Source organism: Microbulbifer sp. Q7 (assembly GCF_001639145.1).
GTDB lineage: Bacteria > Pseudomonadota > Gammaproteobacteria > Pseudomonadales > Cellvibrionaceae > Microbulbifer.
Genome location: NZ_LROY01000002.1, coordinates 2,041,948 through 2,065,087, shown reverse-complemented (window position 1 = coordinate 2,065,087; position 23,140 = coordinate 2,041,948). Strand labels below are relative to the sequence as shown.

Here is a 23,140-nt window from a genome sequence, read left to right as displayed (position 1 = left end):
TTCGGGCAAAAAGAGCGCCCGCAGCCACTGCCTGTCGTCAAACTACCGGCAGCGTTGAATCTCGCGCATTTAATTCTGGTTAAATCATGATCAACGTCGTCGAACACTTCCTGCGCGCTAAACTGAAAATAGTAAAGAGTGGAAATCGGGAGATGGGATTTCCCGGTTGTGGTCGGCAGTGATCAAGTTGCGAGGTAGTTGAGCCATGAACCGCACAGGGATAGCAGCGGTGGCGATGTTCGCCACACTATGTTTGCAGGGTTGTATCTTCGTACCCTACGAAAACGAAAACAGTTACGATCCATTCTTTTTTAATCCCGATGACCAGTCCCAGAGTGCGGACTTCGTCGAGGTGGGCCACTATTTGCCCAACGCGGCGGCGCCCCCGGCCGCCAGCCGGCAGTGCTCAACGGATGTGGAAGGCAGCCAGGTGGGATCCGCCTGCTGGTTTTTCCCGATCATGCGGGTGTACTGAGCGGCGCCAAGCTGGTTTTTACCCGGTAGCAATTGTTAAGGAGGTCACATGCGCAAGCGCGTAACGATGTTTTCTGTGATGGCGGCAGCAGCACTGTTGTCGGCCTGTGGTACCAGTAGCGTGCGCGATCAGGTGGTCTACCCTAACAGTGCGCCCATCCCCCGGGCTCCGGTGCATGCGGAGCAAAAAACCAATTACGATGGTTGCCCGGGCGATGCGGAAGAACTGGCGCCGGGCTCAATCTGTCCGGCCACCGCACAGTGCTACGAAATCTCCGGCGGTCGCCGCTGTATCGTTTACGAAAAGTAAGCCCGGCAGTTTGGGCGCGGCGGCAATCACCGTCGGCATCACAGAGGAAGTGATATGAAGCTGCGCCTGTTTAGCGTGTTTGTGATTTCTATTGCCGCAGGGTTTGCCACGGGTTGCGCCCATACGGGCGACAGCCTGGAAAATGCCGCCAGCCTGGATGGCTTCTGGTGTGATCTTACCGGCACCCCGGCGACCTATTATCAGCGGCCGCTGCCCGCCAACCTGATGCCTGCCTACCCCCGCGAGTGTTTTGCGGGCGACAGGCAGGTGCCGACGGCCAACGCCTGTCTGGTGGACGATGCGGTGTGCTATCAGCTGGATAGTGGCCCCTGGTGCACGGCCGGGCGCGCGCCCCAGTGCCCGGCGGGTGCGGCGCCCATCACCATGGATGCGCCCTGCCCGGAAGGCGGCAAGTGCTGGATGTACAGCGAGGGGCTGCGTTGCCACACGGCGGGCGCCTAAACTCGCCGCGCGACGCTTTTCTTCAAGGTTTTTCAGGCCAGGGTAGCCACAGGTTGACCTGAAGGCCGCCCTCACTGCGGTTGTGCAGCCGGATCTGCCCGCCATGAGCATCGGCAATTTCCCGGCACAGAGCCAGCCCCAGGCCGACGCCCTGGGGCTTGGTGGAATAGAACGGCAGCAGCGCCTGCTGCAACACCTTGTCGTTCATACCACTGCCGCGGTCAGCGACGGTGAGCAGCTGGCCGTGGGCGTCGGTTTCAATTTTCAAGGTAATCTCCCCTTCCGCACTATCGGACTCGCTGGCATTTTTCAGCAGGTTTAACAGCGCCTGCTCGATTTGCGCCGGGTCGAAGTAACCCGGGCGCAGGGGGAGTTCACCCTCCAGCCGGAAGGGGTGCAGTGGCTGCAGCTGCTTGACCAGGGTGGACCACTCTACCTGCTCGCAGGCCGGCGGCGGCAGTTTGGCGAAGCGTGCATAGCCCTGGGTAAATTCGGTTAGGTGGCGACAGCGATCGGCAATCACATCGAACACACCGGCCAGTTGCTGCGAGTCGATTTTTTCCGATAACAGCTTGCCGCTGTGGGCCATGGAGGAGATGGGGGCCAGGGAGTTGTTCAGCTCGTGGCTGATCAGGCGAATCACCTTTTTCCACACCTGAACTTCCGCGCGCGTCAGTTCCCGGGTCATTTCCCGCAGCAGGATCAAGCGGTGCTTCTGCGAGTTGAGCACAAAGGTGCTGTTGCTGATGTGCAGGGTCTGGCTGACGTCGCCGTCCAGATAGCTGGTGAGCCCGTTCTGTTTTTGCTCAATGGCCTGCGCCAGTTCCGGAGGACAGCGGGGAAGAATCGTTTCCAGCCGATGCCCTTGCAGGGGCTTGCCCTGGTGCAGCAGGTGGCGCGCGCTAGTGTTGGCGTAAATGATGTGTTCGCTGTGATCGATCAGCAGCAGAGCCAGCGGCGAACTCTGGATGACTGTATCCAGCAGCAGTTCCCGCTGGTGAATGTGGGCGCGCTCACGTCGCAGTATCTCTCCCACCTCGTTGTAAAGTTCCGCTAGCTGGCCCAGCTGGTCGTTGCGGTTCAGTGCCAGGGAGATGGAAAAGTCACCGTCGCGAAAATTCAGCAGGCCGCCCTCAAGGGTTTCCAGTGCGCGGTTCAGATTGCGGGTGAACGGGCGCAACAGCAAAAACGACAGCACCAGCGCCAGCAGCAGCCCGGCACTCCACGCCAGTGCAGGGCCGGCGCCGAAGTGCAGCAGGCCGAAGGGGATACTGATGCCCAGGGTCACGGCGAGTATCACCACACCAAACAGTTTGCCCTCCAGGGAGGTTTTCGGGGTCGGGCTACGGGGCATCAGTAGGGAATTCCGTATTTATCCAGGCGGCGGTACAGTGCCTGGCGACTCAGACCCAGCTCACGTGCGGCCTGGGCAATGATGCCGTTGCAGTTGGCCAGTGTCTGCTCCAGCAGTTCCCGGCTGGGTTCAAAGTTGTGGTCCGGGACCTTCAGTTGTGCCTCTTCCGGCAGTGCCAGCGTCGACTCCTCGATGGTATCTCCGCGGGTGAGGACGGCGGCACGCTGCATGACATTCTGTAATTCGCGCACGTTGCCGGGCCAGCTGTAGCGCATCAGGCGTTGCTGCGCCTGCGGCGCGAGGTGTTTGCCGGTTGCCGCGAGGAAGCTGCGGGCCAGGGGCAGAATATCTTCCGGCCGTTCGCTCAATGCCGGCAGCTTCAGCTCTATCACGTTCAACCGGTAGAACAGGTCCTGCCGAAAACGGCCGTCACTGATCATTTGCTGCAGGTTGCTATTGGTCGCACTGATGACCCGCACGCATGCCTTACGGGTCTGGCTGCTACCGAGACGCTGGAATTCACCGGTTTGCAGAACACGCAGTAATTTCACCTGACCACTGGCCGAGAGTTCGCCGATTTCGTCGAGAAACAGGGTGCCACCATCGGCGGCTTCGAATCTTCCCTGGCGGACCTTGTTGCCGGACCCGGTATAGGCGCCGGCTTCCGCACCGAATAATTCCGCTTCCATCAACTCTTCTGGCAGGGCGCCTACATTGACCTTGATGTAGGGGCCTTCGCTGACACTGGAGTTGGCCTGCACGATGTCCGCAATTTTTTCCTTGCCCGCGCCATTGGGGCCAGTGATCAATACCGGCACGTCGGAGTGGGCCACCTGGGTGGCCATTTCCAGCAGGGTTTGCACGCTGTGGCTGCGGTAGACAATCTCCTGTAAATCAAACTGTTGGTGCAGTTTTTCCCGCGCCTGTTGTGCGCGGCTCTGGGACTGGCGCTGCTGCTGTTGCAGGTCGTGCAGCTCCATCAGGTTCTTGATGGTGGCAATCAGCTTGTTATCGTCCCAGGGTTTGCCCACGTAGTCCGCGGCCCCGGCCTTGACCAGCTCGACGGCCATTTCCAATTGGGTCCAGGCGGTAAGCAGTATCACGGGAATGTCGGGCTGCAGCTCGCGCAGGGCAAAAAACAGCGCGCGACCTTCTTCACCGGAGGTGGTGTCGGCGGTGAAGTTCATATCCTGAATGACAAGACTGATATCCGGGTTTTCCCGCAACAGTTGTAATCCCGCCTGGGGGGTGATGGCGGAAAGGGTCTGGATATCGTGAAGGGACAACAACAGGGAGAGCGCAGAGATGATGCTGGTGTTGTCGTCTATGACAAGGACTTTATCCATACTATTTTTCTTGGCTGCACGATGAAAACGGGCGCATGCGCCCGCTTCGGTAGTGGAACAAGTGTACCCTGCTTTACACGCTGCGTGTGGCCGTTGCCGGCGAGATGTTGGCGGCGCGCAGGGCAGGCACCAGGGTTGCCGTCAGGCTTACGACCAGCAGTGCCAGCGCGCAGCCGAGGGTGATCGCTACCGGCAGTGCCGGTTGCTCGAACTCTCGCACCAGCACGCCATTGAATATCTGTGCGGCAGCGATGCCCAGAGCGATCCCGGTGGCGGCGATCATCAGGTTTTCCAGCAGGAAATAGCGGCTGATGGCGGTGCGGGTGGCCCCCAGTGCACGGCGCACGCCAATCTGCTTCTGGCGCTGGGTAATCCAGAATACGGTGAGGCCAACAATACCGAGGGCAACGATAAAGGTCAGCAGGATGATCACGCCGCTCAAGACCTTGATCATCGTATTGTCACCCGCGTAATACTGGGCTTTTTCAGCTTCCAGGGTATTCGAATTGATGACCCGGTTGCCGTCCCGCTCCGCGAGCTTTTCTTCCACCAGTTTCAACACCTGATCGCGCTGTCCGGGTTCGGCGCGCACAATGTAATTGAACCAGCGGTCGGAGATTGCCGGATAGAAGGCACCGCGGCCGGCCAGGGAGGAATTGGGCCAGGGCCCCAGGTTGCGCTCCACAATGCCAACAATTTCAATCGGGTGATCGTCGCCGCCGAGGAAAAACGACTTGCCCAGTACGTTGCCATTACTTTCGGGAAACACGTCATCGGCAAATTTCTGGGTGACCACTGCCACGTTGGGACGCTCGCTACTGCTGGGGCTGATCTGCATGATTTCTTCCGGATAGAAATCGCGACCGGCAATCAGGTTCATCCCCAGTGCATCGACAAAATGCTCATCGACGGTGTAATAGTTGGCGCTCACCCCGCCGGTTTCCTTGTTCGGCTCGGTGTAGAAGCCGCTGGCGGAGCCGCTGCCAGAAAGCGGCACATGGTTACTGATAGTGGCACTGGCTACACCGGGCAGCGAGCGGATCATATCGAGATCCTGGCGGAAGGCATCGTACATGTCGTAGTCCTTCGCAATCGCCATAAAGCGGAAGGTGACGATCTCGTTCTCGGCAACACCGGTATCTCGGGAGATGCGCTCACTGCGCTCGTTGATGACCACCAGTGCATTGCTGACAATAGCGAGCGTCAGGCCCAGTTGCAGGGCAATCAGCAGCGCCGAGACTTTGTGGCGCCAAAGCGCGGATAAAATGGGTCGCAGTTCCAACATGGTAATTTCCTTTCTGTTTGCGCCGCGTTACTGGGTCTTGAGGTAGATGGACGGGTTGGTTCGGCTGATACGCCACGCGGGGTAGAAACCGGCGAGCAGGCTGGCCAGAACCGCGAGGCCGATGGCCGCCAGCATCATGGTCCAGTCCATCGACGCAATCCGATCCATGTAGCCCATCTGTAGCTGCCGAATCAGTGCCAGGCCGCCGAGCGTCAGCACAATGCCCACAAGTCCGCCCAGCAGGCCCACGCAGCCGCTTTCTACCAAGTGCTGGCTAAATACCGCATTGCGACTGGCACCGAGCGCGCGGCGCACTCCTGCCTCGGGGGCCTTGCGCAGGAATTTTGCCAACAGCAGGGCAACGGCATTGACCAGGCAGACCAGCAGGAAGGCCAGAGACAGCCAGCTGAGCATACGGTCATCGCCCCCGACCACTTCATTCAGTACCAGCCACTCCGAAGGTTTGCTCAGGCCGAACTTCAGTGGGCGCGGGAAGCGGCCCTGTTCCTTTTGTTGACGGATATAGCCGGTGAGGAATTCCCGGTAGGCTTCGACCTGTTGCGGGGTGTCCAGCTGCACCCAGTACTGCAGCCACACCATGTCGCTGTTGAGGCGGTCTTCGTAATTGTTGATCTCCTCGGATTTCCAGCCATTGGTGTTGCCCCAAGGGTAGATTTCAAATGCGCGGTGCAGGCCGAAGGGCAGGAATGCTTCTGCGGATTCATTAAAGTGGCCATTATTCAGGTCGTGCACCTTGGGGCTGGGCTGCCAGTGCTCGGTAACGCCCACCACCGTAAACGGCGCACCGTTGAAGTTTACCGTGCGGCCAACACTGTTCTCGCCACCGAACAGCTTGTCGTTGGTCTCTTTGGACAATACCAGCTGCTGTATGGGGGTCTGGTCTGCCTCCTGTGTCCAGGTTCCGCCGTACAGGAACTGGATATCGAAGAGGGCGAAAAAATCGCGGCTGGTTACGCGGGCGTCTGCATTGAACGGGCGCACATCGGAGTTTTCCAAGGAGATAGGGCCGCCCCAGCGGTGCATGGCCACATGATGTGTCGGAATGTCCGAGCGCAAAATATTGACCGCGTCCTGGTAAGTAAGCTGCCAGGGCATTTCGCTGGCATTATCTGCCGCACGGTGGGGATTCCATCCATCCAGCTGAACCGCATACAGCACGTCGTCCTTGGTCGAAAGTGCGTTGCGCGACATCATGTAGTTGAGTGTCAGGGTGGTCATGGCGGCGGCAACGCCCACGGCGATGGCCGCGACCATCAGTGCGCTGAGCACTGGAGTGCGCCGCAGGCTGCGAAGTGCGAGGGAAACATAGTATCCAAACATGTCGGCTCTCCTCAGGCGATGGCCACTTGTTCATGCTGCGCGGTCTGGCGCAGGTCGGAAACCTGGCCGTCGACAATCTGGATGTTGCGGTGTGCGCGGCGCGCCAGGTCCGGGTCGTGGGTGACCATAATGATGGTGGTGCCCCATTCGTTGATGAATTCCAGCAGCTCCATCACCTGGCGGGCCATCAGCGAGTCGAGGTTACCGGTGGGCTCATCCGCGAGCAGGAAGCGCGGTTCGCCGGCCAGTGCACGAGCGATGGCAACACGCTGCTGCTGACCACCGGACAGCTGAGCAGGCAGGTGTTTGGCGCGGGCGGCGAGGCCGACCTGCTCCAGGGATTTTTCGATACGGCGACGGCGTTCTTTGGCGTTGAACCCGCGGTATCGCAGCGGCACATCGATGTTGTCGAACAGGTTGAGGTCGGGAATCAGGTTGAACCCCTGAAAAATAAATCCGATTTTCTCATTGCGCAGGTGTGAACGGTCGCGGTCGGAAAGTCCACCCACTTCCTGTCCGTCCAACAGGTACTCGCCGCCGGTGGGTGTTTCCAGCAGGCCGGCGATATTCAGAAAGGTGGTTTTTCCGGAGCCACTGGGGCCGGTGACCGAAACAAATTCGCCTTCCTTGACCTCCAGGCTGAAATCCCTGAGTGCATGGGTTTCGATGGCGTCGGTGCGGTAGCTTTTGCGGATGTTGTGCATTTTCAGCATGGTAGATTTCCTTGTCTTCGCAGTTTTTGTCTGTTGGTAGTTCTAAGTCTTGTGGCGGTGCTGATGCCGATCGTTGTTTGCGAGACACGCCGTTAACCCATCCCTGGGGGCTCGGCTGCGGCCGTCGTGGCCGCAGACGGTCTCGCATACAACGATCGGCATCAGCACCTTCGCATTAAATTTCCGGATATTGGATTAGTCTCTCAGCGCAACGACCTGGGCATTTTCCAGTGCGTCCGCAGAGGAAGTGATGATCTGGTCGCCTTCCTGCAGGCCGGAAATAATTTCCACCTGGTTCAGTCCCAGTGCGCCAATAGTGATCGGCACTTTTACCGCCTGTTGCTGGTCGTTTAGCTTCCACGCAAAGCGGCCCCCGGTCTGATCCAGGAACGCGCCGCGCTTCACCAGAATCACGTCGTTGCGACTCTCCAGCAGAACGCGTGCGGTCATGCGCAAATTCTGGCGCAGGTTTTCAGGCTGCTGCAGGAAGCGCACACGGGCCACAACCTGGCCGTCGATGACCTCTGGAGCAATTGCGGTGATTTCGCCGGGCAGTTGCGTGCCGCCCATATTGATTACTACCTCCATGGCGAGCCCCAGGTCGTCGGCGTAGTTTTCCGGCACCGCGGCTTCCAGTTCAAAACTGGTGAGGTCGACCACCGTAAGCAGCGGCGCATTGGCGGCGACGGCTGAGCGCTGGGTGGCGGCGAGGCTGCCAATGGTGCCGTTGACGGGGGAGACGATTTGCAATTCGTTGACCTTGCGTTGCAGCTCTTCAACCTGAAGTTGCTGCTGGTCCACCTGCAGCTGCAGGGTCTGGGTCTCAAAGGTGAGGGCTTCGTTTTCCAGTTGGGAGTTCTGTACCGCCTGTTTGTACTCGAGTCTGGCACGGGCGAGGTCGTCGCTGGCTTTTTCGAAATCCAGCTGAGAGATGATCTGTTTTTCCATCGACAGCTCGGCACGCTTCAGTTCGCGCTCGGCGGCGGCCAGGTCGACTTTCGCCAGATCGGCTTTCTGGGTGTTCTCCAGGCGCTGGCGTTTGGCTTGGATCTTCTGCCGGGCCAGCTCCACGGCGAGCTTGCTGTACAGGGCGCTTTCCTGGGCGAGCTGATTCTGCAGCTGCGGGCTGTCCACTTCCGCCAGCAGCTGGCCTTTCTCCACAGCATCGCCGGCCTTTACCGCAAACTTGACGATGCCCTGGGCGGGACTGAACAGGGTAGGGCTGTTGGCGGCCACCACCTTGCCCTGAACCACCAGGTCGCGAATCAGATCCCCGCGCTCCACCGCCGCGATATTGACCCGCGCCAGTGACACGCTGGCATCCACCGCACTGGTGCTCTGCCAGCTCATCAGCCCCCACACCACAAACGCGGCCGCGCCAATACCGAGCCCGGTGCGCTTCAGCAGCCGCGGGTTTTTCCACGGGCTCTGTGGGGTGAGTTGGACGTCCTGCCCGGAGGTATCTCTGATCATGTTGTTCCCAAGTTCTTAGAATCTGTTCTTCTGCCACTTTGATGCGCGTCTTCCCGCGTCCGGATGCAAAGCGGAATTTGTAGATGCAGCGGCCTTATCGCAATTGCCGTGCCAAGGCGGTTTTTCGTCTTAAGTATTTGATATATATAAAAAATAAATTTTCAGAAAGTTTTTGGATGGCGGGTGAGGTGTCCGCAAAAAGTGTCCGGACAGGCTGTGTCCGTGGGGCCGGACAGGAGTGGGAAAGCGCGACATCGGCCGGAAAAGTGCAGGCGTTTGATGAGAAGATCCCGCTGTCGGGTACAGCTTTGCAAGACCTTCCGCGAGAGGGACCTCGCGGAAGAGCCCCCATGGATGGGTTCACGGCGTGTCTTGCAAAGCTGTACCCGGCAGCGGGATCGCCACAAAACCAGACCAAAGCACTGAGCGTTCTTTAGCCACAACCCCCAAGATGCTAGAATCCGCGCCCCTATTTACGGCCCCACAAAAGAGGGCTCGAAAAAGACCCTCAAGACAGAATCCCAGACAGGCTCACCTGATTATGCAGTTCTCCAACACCCTGTTGTCGTCCACCAGAAACGACTGGTTCGGCAATATCCGCCGCGACGTGCTCGCTGGCCTCGTCGTGGCCCTGGCCCTGATCCCCGAGGCCATCGCCTTCTCCATCATCGCCGGTGTCGACCCGCGTGTGGGCCTGTACGCCTCCTTCTGTATTGCCGTGGTGATCGCCTTCGTCGGTGGCCGCCCGGGCATGATCTCTGCCGCCACCGGCGCCATGGCCCTGCTGATGGTCACCCTGGTGAAAGAGCACGGCCTGCAATACCTGCTGGCCGCCACGTTACTCACCGGTGTGCTGCAGATCATCGCCGGCTATCTCAAGCTCGGCAGCCTGATGAGCTTTGTGTCGAGGGCCGTGGTCACGGGATTTGTGAATGCGCTGGCCATCCTCATTTTTATGGCGCAGCTGCCTGAGCTCACCGATGTTACCTGGCACGTGTACGCGATGACCGCCGCCGGCCTCGGTATCATCTACCTGTTCCCCTACGTGCCGGTGGTGGGCAAGGTTCTGCCGTCGCCGCTGGTGTGCATCCTGGTGTTGACCGCCGTAGCCCTGGTAATGGGTCTGGATATTCGCACCGTGGGCGACATGGGCGAGCTGCCGGACACCCTGCCGATCTTCCTGTGGCCGGATGTGCCGCTCAACTTTGAGACCCTGAAAATCATCTTCCCGTACTCCGCCGGTCTCGCTGTGGTGGGCCTGCTGGAATCCCTGATGACCGCCACCATCGTGGACGATCTGACCGATACCAACAGTGACAAGAACCGCGAATGCAAGGGCCAGGGTATTGCCAATATCGGCGCGGGCATGCTCGGCGGTATGGCGGGTTGCGCGATGATCGGCCAGTCGGTGATCAACGTGAAATCCGGTGGTCGCGGCCGTCTGTCCACGCTGGTGGCGGGTGTGGGCCTGCTGACCCTGGTGGTATTCCTGAGCGACTGGGTGGCGGTGATCCCCATGGCGGCGCTGGTGGCGGTGATGATCATGGTGTCTATCGGTACCTTCGACTGGGGCTCGATCCGCAACCTGAACAAGTTGCCGATGTCGACCAATCTGGTGATGCTGTCCACGGTGATTGTGGTAGTGTTTACCCACAATCTGGCATTTGGCGTGTTTGTGGGGGTGCTGCTGGCGTCGCTGTTCTTCGCCAACAAGGTGAGCCACTTTATGTATGTGAGATCGGAGCTGGATGAGGAGACGAATTGCCGGACCTACAAGGTGGTGGGGCAGGTGTTCTTCAATTCGGCGGACAAGTTTGTGGCAGCCTTTGATTTTAAAGAGGCGCTGGACAAGGTGGTGATTGACCTGAGCCGCGCCCACTTCTGGGATGTATCGGCGGTGTACTCGCTGGACAAGGCGGTGGTGAAGTTCCGCCGCGAGGGCGCCGAGGTTGTGCTGATTGGCCTGAACGAAGCCAGCTCGACCATCGTTGACCGCTTTGGGGTGCACGATAAGCCGGAAGAAATTGAGAAGGTGTTGGGGGGGCACTAAGCCCGGAGCTTCGCATCGGGAGCTCTGTTTTGGCGCCGGTGGCGCCGAAACACTAGGTGGAAGTTTTTGAAAGCGCACAAGTACATCCCTGGCAGAAAATTGCATCCATGCATTTTCTGCACTTCCGCCATCCATGGCGGTCGTATGGGATTCCGGCGGCGACGTCCATGTCGCCGACGGTTTCAAAAACTTCCACCCAGCATTTCGGCTTCTCCCTTGTCCCTTCACTCCGTAAGCGAGGACCGCACTTCGTAGTTTATTAAGTTGGATAGCGACAGAGAGAAAATAATAAATGACCGAACAAAAAGATCCGCTGGTACTCTCCTGCATCGATGGCTCCCGCTTCAGTGGTGCTGTCTGTGATTATTCCGCCTGGATCGCCAGTCGCGCTTCTGCCCCCATCAAGCTGCTGCACAATATCGAACGGGTCACCACGCCCGCGGTCGCCGATCTCTCTGGCAGTATCGGCCTTGGTAGCCAGGAAGAATTGCTGGAGGAGCTCACCAGTCTTGAGCAGCAGCGTTCCAGGCTGCTGCTGGAGCAGGGCAGGCAGATGCTGGAGGGCGCGCGGGAGCGTGCGCTGAAGGCGGGGGCGGAGCGGGTGGTTACCTGCCAGCGGCACGGTTCGCTGGTGGAGTCTCTGGTGGAGCTGGAGGATCACATTCGGGTGCTGGTGCTCGGTATCCGTGGTGAAGAGCATGAGGCTTCCAACAAGGGGCTGGGGGCGCAGCTGGAGTCGGTGGTGCGTTCGCTGCACAAGCCGATTCTGGTGGTGAACCGCGAGTTCAAGGCGCCGCGCTCAATCATGCTGGCGTACGACGGCAGTGAGTCGGCGCGCAAGGCCCTGGAGATGGTGGCCAGCAGTCCGGTATTTAAAGATGTTGAGTGCCACCTGGTGTACGTGGGGGATGGCGCTGAGTCTGTTCTGGCTGAGGGCGCCGAGGTGCTGAGTCATGGCGGGGTAGCGGTGGTTAGCGCCAATCTGCAGGGCAAGACGGTGGAATCCTTGATTGCCTATCAGCAGGAGCACGATATCGACCTCACCGTGATGGGCGCTTTCAGCCACAGTAAGTTGCGCGACCTGCTGTTGGGCAGCGTGACCGCCAAAATGCTGCTGGGTACCAATCAGCCATTGTTGCTGCTGCGCTGAGCACTTCCTGCCTACGGTATCGAAGAAGCCTGTGACGGTCCCTTGCAATTGAGGGGCGTCACAGGCTTTTTGTTTGCCTGCTTAAGCCGATTGCGTGGAAGAAGGCCACACTGCTCTGATCGGCGGAAAGGTAACTTCACTGGCAGGGTGATCACGGGGAAAGGAAGGCAATGAGTGAGTTGAAGTCCTTTAGTATTGCGTCTTCTTGGTTTGTTATTTGATTTTTACGATCATTTTGCCGGTATTGTGGCCGTGGAATAAACCATTGAGTGCTGTTGGCAACTGCTCGAATCCCTCAACTACTGTTTCCCGAAACTGAATCTCTCCTTTGCTGACCCAGGGCGCTACAACTGCCAACATTTCGTCCATACGGTGATTGAAGTCCCGTGCCAAAATGCCTTGTATTTGCGCGCGCTGATAAAGCATGTGATGGAGGAAGCGCGGACCACTGGCTACCTCATCCAGGTTGCCGCTGTACTGGCTGATCTGGCCGCAGATCACAATGCGCGCACGGCGGTTGATATTGGGGATCACCGCATCGGTAATGATGCCGCCCACATTATCGAAGTAGATGTCCGCGCGTATCCCCTCGGACTGAAAGTACTCGTCGAGCGCACGCGCGTCTGCAAAATGACGGTAGTTGATCGCTTGATCTGCACCCAGCTCGTCCGTCAGCCAGGCACATTTCTCGTCGCTACCGGCAAATGCGATTACGCGGCAGCCGGCTTTTTTTCCGAATTGCACGACCAGCGACCCTACGGCACCGGCGGCGCCGGACACCGACAGCGTTTCTCCCGGGCGCGGACGCCCGGCATCCATGAGACCGAACCAGGCTGTGCGGCCGGGCATACCCAGCACGCCGAGAGCGGTGGTTACCGGTGCCCGATCCGGGTCCAGCCTTGCGGCCTGAGAGCCGTGCACACGGGAGTAACGCTCCCAGCCCGTGTAGGCACTTACCCAGTCTCCCTCCGCCAACGTACTGTCACGGCTAGCCAGCACTCGGCCCACTACAGCGCCACGTTGCACGGTGTTCAGAGGGTGTGGTTCCTCCCAGTTGGGCCGTGCAGCCTGCTGAATGCGCATATAAGGGTCGACGCTAATGTAGTGGTTTTCTATCAATACCTCGCCACTGCCAAGTTCGGTATCCAATGGTGTGCGGTCCAGTCGGTAGTGGCTGGTATCAACTTCGGCAGTGGGGCGGGTGGTGTAGATCCAGCGCTGATTGGTCAGGGTGTTCATGAAATGGATTCTCGGGGTTGGAGCTTGTTACGGCGACAGTCTAGTCGTACATTAGTAACGAATCGATTCGTTTTGGCAGTTTATTAATTCCGTAATGGAAATAGCAGGTGAAAGAAGCGCTGTGGAAACAGAAGACCTGGAGAAGTTTCTCGTTATTGCCGCCACTCAGAATCTGCAAAGGGCCGCTGACCGGCTAGATGCCACCCCTGGGGGGCTGAGCAAGGTTCTGAGCCGACTGGAGCGGAGCCTGGATTGTCGTCTGTTTGACCGGGTCGGTAAAAAGATCTCGATCAATGACAGCGGTCGGCGACTGCAGCAACGGGCGGCAGAGATTGTGGCCTTGGCAAGGGCGACGCGGGCGGAATTTGGCAGCGTGGCTCAAGGACCGGAGTGCCGTGTCGCTGCGCCCGCCATGTTGCAGCTGCGGTGGGCGGGGCGTATGCAGCGACAACTGGCTGAGCAGTTGGGGCAGTCGTGCTTGTCTATGACCTCCGCATACGAATCGGTGGCGCTCAAGATGCTCGTCCGGGGTGAGGTGGATTGCGCTTTGGTGACGGATGCTGTTAGCAGCCAGATCGGTGCGGGGTTCAGCTCGCGTAATATCGGCACCATCACCATGGCCGTAGCAGCGTCGTCCGCACACCCGTTGGTAGTGGGACAGGCGGATCCAATGCATCGTCCGGTTTCAGTAACGACGCAGACATTACGAGCATACGCTTTTGCTGCTCCCCGTATATCTCCTTTTGGCGGCGATGAGCAGGGTATAGGCAGTGACGGTTGGCGCGAAGACAAGCTGCCGCGCAGGGTGTCCGTGGTGGTGAACGATTACGGGGCGCTGTGTAACCTGGTGCGAGAGGCGCAGGTGTTGGCCTACCTTCCCCTGGACCTGATCAATGAAATCGGTGCTGTGCGGATTGATGTGGTGGACTGCCCCTATGAATGCCAGCGGGATTTACTGGCAGTGTGGCGGGGCAGCAGGCACGGATGGCTGGACCAGTTGATGGAGTCTCTTTAATGTTGGTGAGTAATCCACAACTGGCCACATAAGATTACCTATTAGGCACAGCCTCTATTTTAGCTGGCGAGCTTGCGTGCCTCGCTGGTCGAGTTTGCTGCTTCTGCCAGGGTCATTCCCGCCTTCTTGTGTGGTGTCGGTTTGCCTTCGGCATCCAGTGCGACAAACACAATCCGCTCTACCCGCACAATCAGCTCACGGGTCTGTTTGTTGCGCATTTCGCAGTGCACGGTGAGCGAGGTGCGGCCAATGTCCGTCACCTCGAAGCCGAATTCCACAACGTCCCCGCAAACCGCGGAGCTGACAAAATCAATTTCGGACATCAGCTTGGTCACGATATTGGCGGTGCCCATCTGGCACCCGGCGAAGATGGCCGCCTCCTCATCCATCCACGCCAGTGCCTGGCCGCCGAACAGACGTTGGGCCGGATTCAGGTCGCCGGGTTTTACGAAATGACGTGAGTAGTACTTCATCGGAAATTACCTCGCTGCTTTTCCTTAAAAAATAAAAGGGCCCCGCGTTCCATCGCGCTGCCAAAGGAGGTTTTGCATTTAGTGTGCCAATGCATTGCGGGCCTTATACGGCGCGGTGCGGGCGTCTCGGTCGGGGGAAATAAGTGACTCCGCATGCTTGTCTTAGTCAAATGTGTTCAAAAAATGTGCGTTGCGCACAGGAAGAGGGCGTAAGAAAAGCGGCCTCTTTGGCTAAACTGGCCGCCACCCCCGAAGTTCTGGCCACCAAACTCCCCAACCGTGACCTGTCACTCTGGGCGTTGCCCGTAAACGCCATTAGAATGGGCGCCTTTATGGCCGGCCAGTCGGCCCTGGGACCTCTGAAAACCTACTGCGCGTGCGCCTGGCGGCGTCCAGCGGTGCTCGCAATCCTCACGTACTGAAGTACGCTCCGGTTGCTCTGCTCCGGTGGCCACCAACAGCCCCCCGCTCGCTACGGTTTTCAGCGGCCCCATCAATTCGGAATCACCAACGGAGAGAGCCCGGCATGATCATCAAGCCGAAAGTACGCGGATTCATCTGCACCAACGCCCACCCGCAGGGCTGTGCCGCCAACGTGCGCGAACAGATCGAATACATCAAGTCCCAGCCAGCCATTGGCGACGGCCCGAAAAACGTCCTCGTGGTCGGCGCCTCCACCGGTTATGGCCTCGCCTCCCGTATCACCGCTGCGTTTGGTTGTGGTGCTAACACACTGGGTGTCTTCTTCGAGAAGCCGCCCACGGAAAAGCGCACCGCCTCTGCTGGTTACTACAATTCCGCGGCGTTTGAGAAAGAAGCGCACAAAGCCGGCCTGTACGCGAAAAGCATCAACGGCGATGCCTTCTCCAATGAGATCAAGGCTCAGGCCATTGACCTGATCAAGCAGGATCTCGGCAAGGTCGACCTGGTTATCTACAGCCTTGCCTCTCCCCGTCGCACCGACCCGGAAACCGGCGAGCTGTACAGCTCCGTGCTGAAGCCTATTGGCAAGTCCTATACCGCCAAGAACCTCAACACCGACAAGCTGGAAATTTCCGATATCAGTGTCGACCCGGCGAACGAGGAAGAAATCGCCGCCACCGTCAAGGTGATGGGTGGCGAAGACTGGGAACTGTGGATGAAGGCACTGGGCGAGGCCGGTGTGCTGGCGGACGACTGCAAAACCGTGGCCTACACCTACATCGGCGAAAAACTCACCTGGCCGATCTACGGCCACGCCACTATCGGTAAAGCGAAAGAAGACCTGGATCGCGCGGCCAAGGCCATCAGCGACAGCGGCAGTGCCAGCGCCAACGTCGCCGTGCTGAAAGCCCTGGTTACCCAGTCCAGCTCGGCCATCCCGGTGATGCCGCTGTATATCTCCATTGTCTACAAGGTGATGAAGGAAGAGGGGACCCACGAAGGCTGTATCGAGCAGCTGTACCGCCTCTACACCGAAGGGCTGTACACCGATAGCCCGCGCCTGGACGACACCAACCGCTTCCGTATGGACGAGAAGGAACTGCACCCGGAAACCCAGGCCAAGATTGAAAAGCTGTGGCCGGAAGTGACCGAGGAAAACCTGTTCGAGCTGACCGATTACAAAGGCTACAGCGACGACTTCCTCAAGCTGTTTGGCTTTGGCGTAAAGGGTGTCGACTACGAGGCTGACACCAGCCCGCTGGTGGAAGCCGACTTCAAGTAAGCCGCTTGCATCGACGCTGCCCTGAAAACGCCGGCCTCACTCGCCGGCGTTTTTTGTTGTAGGCTGCGGCGTTTTCACCGCGACGATTACTCAACCTAAATTGTCACCGAACACCAACAGGAGAGCGCCATGGAACAGCGTCAGCTCGGGAAAACCGATATTCAAGTGAGTAAAATCTGCCTGGGCACCATGACCTTTGGCGAGCAGAATACCGAGCAGCAGGCGTTCGAGCAGCTGGACTATGCGGTAGCACAGGGCGTCAATTTTATTGACTGTGCGGAAATGTATCCGGTGCCGCCGAGGCCCGAAACCTATGGTCGCACCGAGGAGATTATCGGTAACTGGCTGCAGCAGCGCGGCAAGCGCGCGGACGTCATTCTGGCGAGCAAGGTCACCGGACGCGGCGCCGCCAACTCCGGGGTGGGGCATGTTCGCGGCGGCCCACGTCTCAATCGTGCACAGATCCTGCAAGCTTGTGACGACTCGCTGACGCGCCTGAAAACCGATTACATCGACCTGTATCAGGTACACTGGCCCGAGCGGCAGGCCAACTTCTTTGGCAAGCTGAGCTACCAGCACGGCGACGATGACGGCGTGGACATCAGTGAAACCCTGTCCGCCCTGCAAGAGCTGGTGGATGCGGGCAAGGTGCGCCACATCGGCCTTTCCAACGAGACTCCCTGGGGCATGCATCGCTACCTGCGTCTTGCGGCCCACGGTAACAAGCCGCGCGTGGCGTCGATCCAGAACCCCTACAGCCTGCTGAACCGCACCTTCGAAGTAGGGCTGGCGGAAATGGCGATTCGCGAGCAATGCGGATTGCTTGCCTACTCCCCGCTGGGGTTTGGCACCCTGAGCGGCAAATACCTGCACGGTGCCCGGCCGGAGGGCGCTCGCCTCACCCTGTTCGAGCGCTTCCAGCGCTACACCGGTGAGCGCGCGATCTCGGCGACGGAGCAGTATGTGCATCTGGCGCGCGAATTTGGCCTGGACCCGGCGCAGATGGCGCTGGCCTTCGTCACCCAGCAACCCTTCGTCACATCCAACATTATCGGTGCCACCACACAGGATCAGTTGCAGAGCAATATTGCCAGTGCGGAACTGGTGTTGAGCGCCGAGCAACTGGAGGCGATTGATGCCATTCACCAGCAGAATCCCAGCCCGGCCCCTTGAAATCGGCCGTCGGTGACGGCAGTCCTGTGGTAGTCGGCCCCTTGGCGAGCGAGACCCGCCTATCCTGCGGCGGTACCTAAAATCACGGGTAGCTATACTCACAGGTAGGATTCCGCGCCCAGGGGGGCCGGATGAGGCAACGTAAGAACGGGAGGTTGCATGGAAACCGGTCACCACACCCTGAACGACCTGTTTGCCCAGCTTGGCCTGGGCTCTGATGACGCCGCGATCGAAGACTTCCTGGGCCGGCACCATCTCGCTGGGGAAGAGAAACTGGCCAGGGCGGAGTTCTGGAGTGACAGCCAGCGCAAATTCCTGCACGACGCGATCGTGGAAGACTCCGATTGGTGTGAGGTCGTGGACGAGCTGGACGCCCTGTTGCGACATTGAGTTGCGGCGCTGACGGCGGTCCGGGCATGCGGCGGTCGCGGAGACTGTACGGTCGCCGGTTGAATCCGTGATCACGGTAGTACCCTCTGGAGGATGGGCGCGGCTATAATGCGCCGTTTTCTTCCGGTCGCCCCGGCGTCCGGTTGTCCATTCCCTTTTCGCCGCTGTCCGCTATCTATGGAAAAACCGCATTTTCGTGTCGCCCTGTTACATCCGCGTTACTGGCTGACCTGGTCGCTGTTCGGGCTCTGGTACCTGGTGGCGCAGCTGCCCTACCGCTGGCAAATGGCTCTGGGCCGGGGGCTGGGTAAAGTGATGCTGCGGTTCGCCAAAAGCCGCCGGTTCATCGCCGAGCGCAATCTGGCGCTGTGTTTCCCCGAGCTTCCCCCGCGCAAGCGCGAGCAACTGTTGCGTCGCAATTTTGCCTCCCACGGTATCGCCCTGATGGAAGCCGGCATGGCGTGGTTCCGTTCCAGCCACTGGCTGCGCAAGCGCTTTACCATCGAGGGACTGGAGTACCTGCAGGCGCCCTACGAGCGCGGCCAGGGTGTGGTGATGATGGCGATGCACTTCACCACCCTGGAGATTGGTGCCGCCTTTATGTCGATGAGTCACCCGGTGGATGGTATGTACCGGCCGCACAAAAACCCGGTGTACGACTACATGCAGCGCAAGGGGCGTGAGCGGCACGGGGAGAATTCCAATGTGTTGCAGCGCAAGGATGTGCGGGGAATGCTGCGCGCGCTGCAAAATGGGCGCGCGGTGTGGTACGCCCCCGATCAGGATTACGGCATCAAGCAGGGCGTATTTGCCCCTCTGTTTGGCGTGCCGGCCGCCACCGTCACCGGCACCTCGCGCTTTGCGCGGGTGGGCCGTGCACAGGTGGTGCCCTACACGGTCACCCGCCTCGAAGAGAAAGGCCTGTACCACGTGAAGGTGTTTCCGCCGCTCGCGGAAATTCCCTCCGGAGACGAACAGAAAGACGCGGTACTGGTGAATCAGTTTGTCGAGGCGCGTATGCGCGAGAACCCGTCCCAATATATGTGGGTGCACCGCCGCTTCAAGACCCGCCCGGAGGGGGAAGAACCCTTCTACCCGGCGCGCAAGCGGCGGCGTAAAAAGCGCAAGCCCCTCGCTTCGCGTTGATCAATAAATAGCCCGTTGGGCGCGCTCCGGTCGGATGACTTTTTTGCGCTGGCATCCAACTGGCACGCTCAGTAACATACCGCATTCATTTTTTGGCGGCACAGGCCGGCACCAGCCCGGCTGGAGAAGGAGTTGCAATGATTTCCGGCAGTATGGTGGCACTCGCCACACCGATGTATGCAGATGGCAGTCTCGATTGGGACAAGCTGCATGAGCTGGTGGAGTGGCACATCGAGCAGGGCACCCGTGCGCTGGTGGCCGTGGGTACCACCGGTGAGTCGGCGACCCTCGACGTGCATGAGCACCTTGAAGTGATCCGCCGCGTGGTCGACCAGGTGGCCGGGCGCATTCCGGTGATTGCCGGCACCGGTGCCAATTCCACCACCGAGGCGATCGAGCTCACCGCCACGGCGGCCAAGTGTGGGGCCGATGCCTGTCTGCTGGTGACTCCCTATTACAACAAGCCTACCCAGGAAGGGCTGTACCAGCACTTCAAAACGGTGGCCAAGACCGTCGATATCCCGCAGATCCTCTACAATGTGCCCGGGCGTACCGCGGTGGACATGCTGCCGGAAACCGTGCAGCGGTTGTCCGAGGTGAGTAACATCGTCGGGATCAAGGAAGCGACCGGGGACCTGGAGCGCGCGCGTCAGGTGATTGAGCGGGTGCCGGAAGACTTCGCCCTCTACTCCGGCGACGACGCCACGGCAGTGGAGTTGATGCTCCTCGGCGGCCACGGGAATATCAGCGTCACCGCGAATGTCGCCCCGGCGGCGGTGGCCCAGATGTGTGAGGCTGCACTGGCCGGCGATGCGGATACGGCCCGCGCCATCAATCAGCGCATCGAAATATTGCACAAAACGCTGTTTGTGGAGTCCAACCCCATACCGGTGAAGTGGGCACTGAAAGAAATGGGTCGCATCGAAGACGGTATTCGTCTGCCGCTCACCAGCCTGTCACCGGAGTTTCATGCGGTAGTGCGCGACGCCCTGCGCAGTGCGGGCGTGCTCTGACAGCTGATAGATTCTGTCGGCTTCTGTGGGTATTTCCGCGGAAGCCACCCCGGCGTTGCCTGAAGCCGCGACCGGATAATTGCGACCAGGACTGATTCGACAAGGTACCAATAATGACAAAACTTACCGCCGGAGCCCTGCTGTGCGCTGCGGTTACCACCCTGAGTGGCTGTGGCATCTTTGGCAAGGACGGTTATTTCCGCGACCGCGGTGACGACTACCAGCTGGCGGACAGCCTGCCGCCACTGCAGATGCCCGAAGGTGTTTCTTCCAAGAATCAGGAAGAACTTTATGAAATACCGCAGATCAGCGGCGAGGTGGAGCGCGGTGATTTTGTCGTGCCGCGCCCGCAGGCGCTGTCGGTCAATGTGGGCCTCGACCGGGTGAAAATCCAGAAGCTGGGTAGCCGCCGCTGGGTCCTGGTGAACCAGCCGCCGGATGAGGTGTGGCCGCAGCTGCATTACTTCCTGCGCACCACGGGTTTGCAGCTGGCCATGTCGGATGCCGGCGCTGGCACGATGGAAACCACCTGGCTCACGTTTGGCGATAACCCGGACACCAAAGATAAATACCGCCTGCAGGTGGAGTCCGGCGTGCAGCCGGATACCACCGAGATTCATGTACGCCACCTGTCTGCGCCACTGGAAACACCGGCGGGCGGAGCGGTGAACTGGCCCGCCCAATCCTCCAGCCCGGAGCGGGAAGGGTGGATGATCGACGAGATGTCCAGCGCCCTCGCCGCCGATGCGACCGGCGCTGCGGCCTCCCTGGTGGCGCAGGCCATTGGCGGTGGCAAGGTCAAGGTGCAGGTGATGGAGCCTGCGGGTAAGGAGCCCTACATCGCTCTGGGCCTGGCAATGAACCGCGCCTGGGCCACCGTGAGCCATGCGCTCAACACCGGAGCCTATCGCCTGCACAAAGAAGATTCGGATATCGGTATTTTCTATGTGACCTACGATTCGGAGCGCGAGCTGTCGGAGGATGATGAGGGCTGGTTCTCCCGCTGGGGCTCTGGCAGCAAAGAAGACAAGCTGGCCAAATCCGCAGAGGCCTACAGCCTGCAGCAGGTGCTGGCGAATATCGATATGACGTCTTCTGTTCAGCCTGCGCTGTTTGCGGGTATGCAGGGGTTGGGCGGTGCTGCCGACAGCAATATCCCCGGTTACCTGGTGGTACTGCGCGGCGTGGACGATGCGATTGAAGTGCGAATTCGCAGTACCCGCGGCCAGCCGCTGTCGCGGGCCAAAACCTCTGAACTGTTGATGGCCATTCGCCAGAACCTGATCTGACCTCGGGCGCAGTCATGGCGATCAGATTTGCCTCCCTGGGTAGTGGCAGTAAGGGCAATGGCACTCTGGTCGCCTCCGGCGACCACTGCCTGCTGGTGGACTGCGGATTTACCATCAAGGAAACCGAGCGGCGCCTGGCGCGGCTCGGTGTCTCTCCGGCAGACCTCACTGCCATTCTCGTCACCCACGAACACAGCGACCATATGGGCGGTGTGGGTCCTTTTGCGCGCAAGCACCGGATCCCGGTCTATCTGACCCCGGGCACCTTGCGTGCGCGTGACATTGGTGCGTTGCCGGCGGTCCATCTGATCGAAGGTCATCAGCCGTTCGTGGTGGGTGACATACAGGTGACACCGGTGGCGGTGCCACACGATGCGCGTGAAGCGGCACAATTCGTCTTCCGCAGCCGCGGCAGCAGCCTGGGCCTGCTGACAGACCTGGGGACCATTACGCCCCATGTGGAAGCCCACTATGGCGACTGCGACGCACTGGTACTGGAAGCGAATCACGACCCACAGATGCTGGCGCAGGGACCTTACCCGCCCTCGCTGAAACGGCGGGTGGGCGGTGCCTATGGTCACCTGAGCAATCAACAGGCCGCGGGATTCCTGCAGCGGGTGGGCAGCGATCATCTGCAGCACCTGGTTGTCGCACATATCAGTGAAAAAAATAATAGCCTGGAGCTGGCGCGAGCCGCCCTTGCGGATGCCGCCGAGCGCGCGGCCAACTGTATTTTCGCCTGTCAGCAGGAAGGGTTTGACTGGCTGCAGATTGAAAAGGCAGAGTAACGTCTGATCCGGGCTGGCGGCGTCCGCTTTCGGCCCCTTACAACTCACATCCGGGAAACGGAGTTTCTATTCGTGGCAGCGCACGATCATCTGGCCTCGTATATCACACGCACCGACAGCGGTGCTCTCTACGACAAACCGGGCCTTGACCTGTTAGTGGTGCAGACCGGGCTTTGCCGGGCGGTGATTGCGCTGCAAGGTGCCCAGGTACTGGAATTTACTGCGCAAGGGCGCGCGCCGTTGTTGTGGCTGAGCCCTGCCGCAGTGTTCGAGGCAGGCACTCCGGTGCGCGGCGGTGTGCCGCTGTGCCTTCCCTGGTTTGGCGAGAACACGCGCGACCCCGCCAAACCCAAGCACGGCCTGGTGCGCAATCAGCGGTGGGAGCTGGTCGGCACTGAAGAACAGGCAGACGGCAGCGTGGCACTGGCATTTCGTTTTCAGCATCCGGGCGATGCACTGTTCGCTGGCAGCTTCGAGTGTGTGCTGCGCGTGGGGCTGGGTACTTCGCTGACGTTCGACCTGGCCTTGACCAACACGGCCGAGGTTGCCACGGAATACAGCTGGGCGCTGCATAGCTACTTCGCGGTGGCGGATGTCGCCGATGTCGAGGTCGAAGGGTTATCCGGAGTAAGTTACCGGGATAAAACCCGGGGCTTTGCGCGCGATGTGCTCGACGGCATGCAAGTGTTTGCCGGCGAGGTGGACCGGGTATTTGAACAGGCACCCGCGCAGCAAACCATTCATACCCCCAACCCGATTACCACCCGCAGTGCGGGCTGCCATACGGTGATCACCTGGAATCCAGGTGCCGAACTCGCCGCGACGATCGGCGATATCGGAGCGCATTTTTCTGGCTTTGTGTGTGTCGAGCACGGCAATGCGTTTGCCGATAGCTGGCAGTTGGCAGCCGGTGAATCGGCCCGTGCCAGCCTGACTCTGAGCCGCTGACCC

General features: G+C 59.8%; 22 protein-coding genes. 14 read left to right on the top strand and 8 right to left on the bottom strand.

The features are described 5' to 3' along the window. Positions 1-205 precede the first annotated feature (205 nt). Genes AU182_RS14385 through AU182_RS14375 form a run of 3 tightly spaced genes read left to right on the top strand, consistent with a single transcriptional unit; the run spans position 206 to position 1,246 of the window. Positions 206-475: a hypothetical protein gene (locus AU182_RS14385; protein ID WP_153039237.1), complete on the top strand. Its 270-nt coding sequence runs from the start codon at positions 206-208 to the stop codon at positions 473-475. A 48-nt stretch (positions 476-523) separates the two neighbouring features. Next, entirely contained in the window at positions 524-784 is a 261-nt protein-coding gene (locus AU182_RS14380; RefSeq protein WP_066966665.1) for a hypothetical protein, read from the top strand. Positions 785-838: 54 nt separating this feature from the next. After that, on the top strand, positions 839-1,246 hold the full coding sequence (locus AU182_RS14375) for a hypothetical protein (protein WP_066966664.1): 408 nt from the start codon (positions 839-841) through the stop codon (positions 1,244-1,246). A gap of 22 nt (positions 1,247-1,268) precedes the next feature. On the opposite strand, the gene AU182_RS14370 is transcribed toward AU182_RS14375, so the two are convergent. From AU182_RS14370 to AU182_RS14345, 6 genes are all read right to left on the bottom strand, one after another. Beyond that, positions 1,269-2,600 (bottom strand): PAS domain-containing sensor histidine kinase, encoded by a 1,332-nt coding sequence (locus AU182_RS14370; RefSeq protein WP_066966660.1) that lies wholly within the window; start codon positions 2,598-2,600, stop codon positions 1,269-1,271. Beyond that, positions 2,600-3,946 (bottom strand): sigma-54 dependent transcriptional regulator, encoded by a 1,347-nt coding sequence (locus AU182_RS14365; protein ID WP_066966657.1) that lies wholly within the window; start codon positions 3,944-3,946, stop codon positions 2,600-2,602. Before AU182_RS14365 ends, AU182_RS14370 begins: the two co-directional genes overlap by 1 nt. Before the next feature lie 73 nt (positions 3,947-4,019). After that, positions 4,020-5,231, bottom strand: coding sequence for an ABC transporter permease (locus tag AU182_RS14360; RefSeq protein ID WP_066966654.1), 1,212 nt, complete (start codon positions 5,229-5,231; stop codon positions 4,020-4,022). A 27-nt stretch (positions 5,232-5,258) separates the two neighbouring features. Beyond that, positions 5,259-6,572, bottom strand: coding sequence for an ABC transporter permease (locus AU182_RS14355; RefSeq protein WP_066966651.1), 1,314 nt, complete (start codon positions 6,570-6,572; stop codon positions 5,259-5,261). A gap of 11 nt (positions 6,573-6,583) precedes the next feature. Further along, complete coding sequence (locus AU182_RS14350) at positions 6,584-7,285, bottom strand: ABC transporter ATP-binding protein (protein ID WP_066966649.1); 702 nt, start codon at positions 7,283-7,285, stop codon at positions 6,584-6,586. 195 nt (positions 7,286-7,480) lie between these two features. Then, on the bottom strand, positions 7,481-8,758 hold the full coding sequence (locus tag AU182_RS14345) for an efflux RND transporter periplasmic adaptor subunit (RefSeq protein WP_066966645.1): 1,278 nt from the start codon (positions 8,756-8,758) through the stop codon (positions 7,481-7,483). Between the two features lie 541 nt (positions 8,759-9,299). On the opposite strand from AU182_RS14345, the gene AU182_RS14335 reads away from it, so the two are divergent. Next, positions 9,300-10,808, top strand: a complete 1,509-nt coding sequence (locus tag AU182_RS14335) for a SulP family inorganic anion transporter (RefSeq protein ID WP_066966640.1) — start codon at positions 9,300-9,302, stop codon at positions 10,806-10,808. A 292-nt stretch (positions 10,809-11,100) separates the two neighbouring features. After that, complete coding sequence (locus AU182_RS14330) at positions 11,101-11,958, top strand: universal stress protein (protein ID WP_066966636.1); 858 nt, start codon at positions 11,101-11,103, stop codon at positions 11,956-11,958. A 213-nt stretch (positions 11,959-12,171) separates the two neighbouring features. Here AU182_RS14330 and AU182_RS14325 read toward each other — a convergent pair whose 3' ends face one another. Next, positions 12,172-13,197: an NADP-dependent oxidoreductase gene (locus AU182_RS14325; protein WP_066966633.1), complete on the bottom strand. Its 1,026-nt coding sequence runs from the start codon at positions 13,195-13,197 to the stop codon at positions 12,172-12,174. Positions 13,198-13,318: 121 nt separating this feature from the next. Here AU182_RS14325 and AU182_RS14320 point away from each other — a divergent pair, with 121 nt between their 5' ends. Next, positions 13,319-14,212, top strand: coding sequence for a LysR family transcriptional regulator (locus tag AU182_RS14320; RefSeq protein ID WP_066966630.1), 894 nt, complete (start codon positions 13,319-13,321; stop codon positions 14,210-14,212). Positions 14,213-14,271: 59 nt separating this feature from the next. On the opposite strand, the gene AU182_RS14315 is transcribed toward AU182_RS14320, so the two are convergent. Beyond that, on the bottom strand, positions 14,272-14,685 hold the full coding sequence (locus tag AU182_RS14315) for an acyl-CoA thioesterase (protein ID WP_066966628.1): 414 nt from the start codon (positions 14,683-14,685) through the stop codon (positions 14,272-14,274). Between the two features lie 526 nt (positions 14,686-15,211). Between AU182_RS14315 and fabV the strand changes: the two genes are divergently transcribed. The 8 genes from fabV (at position 15,212) to AU182_RS14270 (ending at position 23,137) form a co-directional block, all read left to right on the top strand. Then, positions 15,212-16,390 carry an enoyl-ACP reductase FabV gene (fabV, locus tag AU182_RS14305; protein WP_066966623.1) on the top strand — a complete coding sequence of 393 codons (1,179 nt, stop codon included), beginning with the start codon at positions 15,212-15,214 and terminating at the stop codon, positions 16,388-16,390. 129 nt (positions 16,391-16,519) lie between these two features. Beyond that, positions 16,520-17,563, top strand: a complete 1,044-nt coding sequence (locus tag AU182_RS14300) for an NADP(H)-dependent aldo-keto reductase (RefSeq protein WP_066966620.1) — start codon at positions 16,520-16,522, stop codon at positions 17,561-17,563. A 159-nt stretch (positions 17,564-17,722) separates the two neighbouring features. Then, the gene (locus tag AU182_RS14295) at positions 17,723-17,953 is read left to right on the top strand and encodes a DUF2789 domain-containing protein (RefSeq protein ID WP_066966618.1); all 231 of its coding nucleotides are present in this window, start codon (positions 17,723-17,725) and stop codon (positions 17,951-17,953) included. A gap of 177 nt (positions 17,954-18,130) precedes the next feature. Then, positions 18,131-19,099 carry an LpxL/LpxP family Kdo(2)-lipid IV(A) lauroyl/palmitoleoyl acyltransferase gene (lpxL, locus tag AU182_RS14290; RefSeq protein ID WP_066966615.1) on the top strand — a complete coding sequence of 323 codons (969 nt, stop codon included), beginning with the start codon at positions 18,131-18,133 and terminating at the stop codon, positions 19,097-19,099. A 137-nt stretch (positions 19,100-19,236) separates the two neighbouring features. Continuing rightward, a complete protein-coding gene (gene dapA, locus AU182_RS14285; RefSeq protein ID WP_066966612.1) occupies positions 19,237-20,112 on the top strand; it encodes a 4-hydroxy-tetrahydrodipicolinate synthase in 876 nt (291 codons plus the stop codon). 113 nt (positions 20,113-20,225) lie between these two features. Beyond that, positions 20,226-21,401: an outer membrane protein assembly factor BamC gene (gene bamC / locus AU182_RS14280; protein WP_066966609.1), complete on the top strand. Its 1,176-nt coding sequence runs from the start codon at positions 20,226-20,228 to the stop codon at positions 21,399-21,401. A 14-nt stretch (positions 21,402-21,415) separates the two neighbouring features. Continuing rightward, positions 21,416-22,189, top strand: a complete 774-nt coding sequence (locus AU182_RS14275; protein WP_066966606.1) for an MBL fold metallo-hydrolase — start codon at positions 21,416-21,418, stop codon at positions 22,187-22,189. Positions 22,190-22,261: 72 nt separating this feature from the next. Further along, entirely contained in the window at positions 22,262-23,137 is an 876-nt protein-coding gene (locus AU182_RS14270; protein WP_066966603.1) for a D-hexose-6-phosphate mutarotase, read from the top strand. Positions 23,138-23,140 lie beyond the last annotated feature (3 nt).

Bases quoted from the DNA above. Each gene is read 5' to 3' on its own strand.
- AU182_RS14385 (WP_153039237.1), top strand. From the start codon at position 206: ATGAACCGCACAGGGATAGCAGCGGTGGCGATGTTCGCCACACTATGT.
- AU182_RS14380 (WP_066966665.1), top strand. From the start codon at position 524: ATGCGCAAGCGCGTAACGATGTTTTCTGTGATGGCGGCAGCAGCACTG.
- AU182_RS14375 (WP_066966664.1), top strand. From the start codon at position 839: ATGAAGCTGCGCCTGTTTAGCGTGTTTGTGATTTCTATTGCCGCAGGG.
- AU182_RS14370 (WP_066966660.1), bottom strand. From the start codon at position 2,600: ATGCCCCGTAGCCCGACCCCGAAAACCTCCCTGGAGGGCAAACTGTTT.
- AU182_RS14365 (WP_066966657.1), bottom strand. From the start codon at position 3,946: ATGGATAAAGTCCTTGTCATAGACGACAACACCAGCATCATCTCTGCG.
- AU182_RS14360 (WP_066966654.1), bottom strand. From the start codon at position 5,231: ATGTTGGAACTGCGACCCATTTTATCCGCGCTTTGGCGCCACAAAGTC.
- AU182_RS14355 (WP_066966651.1), bottom strand. From the start codon at position 6,572: ATGTTTGGATACTATGTTTCCCTCGCACTTCGCAGCCTGCGGCGCACT.
- AU182_RS14350 (WP_066966649.1), bottom strand. From the start codon at position 7,285: ATGCTGAAAATGCACAACATCCGCAAAAGCTACCGCACCGACGCCATC.
- AU182_RS14345 (WP_066966645.1), bottom strand. From the start codon at position 8,758: ATGATCAGAGATACCTCCGGGCAGGACGTCCAACTCACCCCACAGAGC.
- AU182_RS14335 (WP_066966640.1), top strand. From the start codon at position 9,300: ATGCAGTTCTCCAACACCCTGTTGTCGTCCACCAGAAACGACTGGTTC.
- AU182_RS14330 (WP_066966636.1), top strand. From the start codon at position 11,101: ATGACCGAACAAAAAGATCCGCTGGTACTCTCCTGCATCGATGGCTCC.
- AU182_RS14325 (WP_066966633.1), bottom strand. From the start codon at position 13,197: ATGAACACCCTGACCAATCAGCGCTGGATCTACACCACCCGCCCCACT.
- AU182_RS14315 (WP_066966628.1), bottom strand. From the start codon at position 14,685: ATGAAGTACTACTCACGTCATTTCGTAAAACCCGGCGACCTGAATCCG.
- fabV (WP_066966623.1), top strand. From the start codon at position 15,212: ATGATCATCAAGCCGAAAGTACGCGGATTCATCTGCACCAACGCCCAC.
- AU182_RS14300 (WP_066966620.1), top strand. From the start codon at position 16,520: ATGGAACAGCGTCAGCTCGGGAAAACCGATATTCAAGTGAGTAAAATC.
- AU182_RS14295 (WP_066966618.1), top strand. From the start codon at position 17,723: ATGGAAACCGGTCACCACACCCTGAACGACCTGTTTGCCCAGCTTGGC.
- lpxL (WP_066966615.1), top strand. From the start codon at position 18,131: ATGGAAAAACCGCATTTTCGTGTCGCCCTGTTACATCCGCGTTACTGG.
- dapA (WP_066966612.1), top strand. From the start codon at position 19,237: ATGATTTCCGGCAGTATGGTGGCACTCGCCACACCGATGTATGCAGAT.
- bamC (WP_066966609.1), top strand. From the start codon at position 20,226: ATGACAAAACTTACCGCCGGAGCCCTGCTGTGCGCTGCGGTTACCACC.
- AU182_RS14275 (WP_066966606.1), top strand. From the start codon at position 21,416: ATGGCGATCAGATTTGCCTCCCTGGGTAGTGGCAGTAAGGGCAATGGC.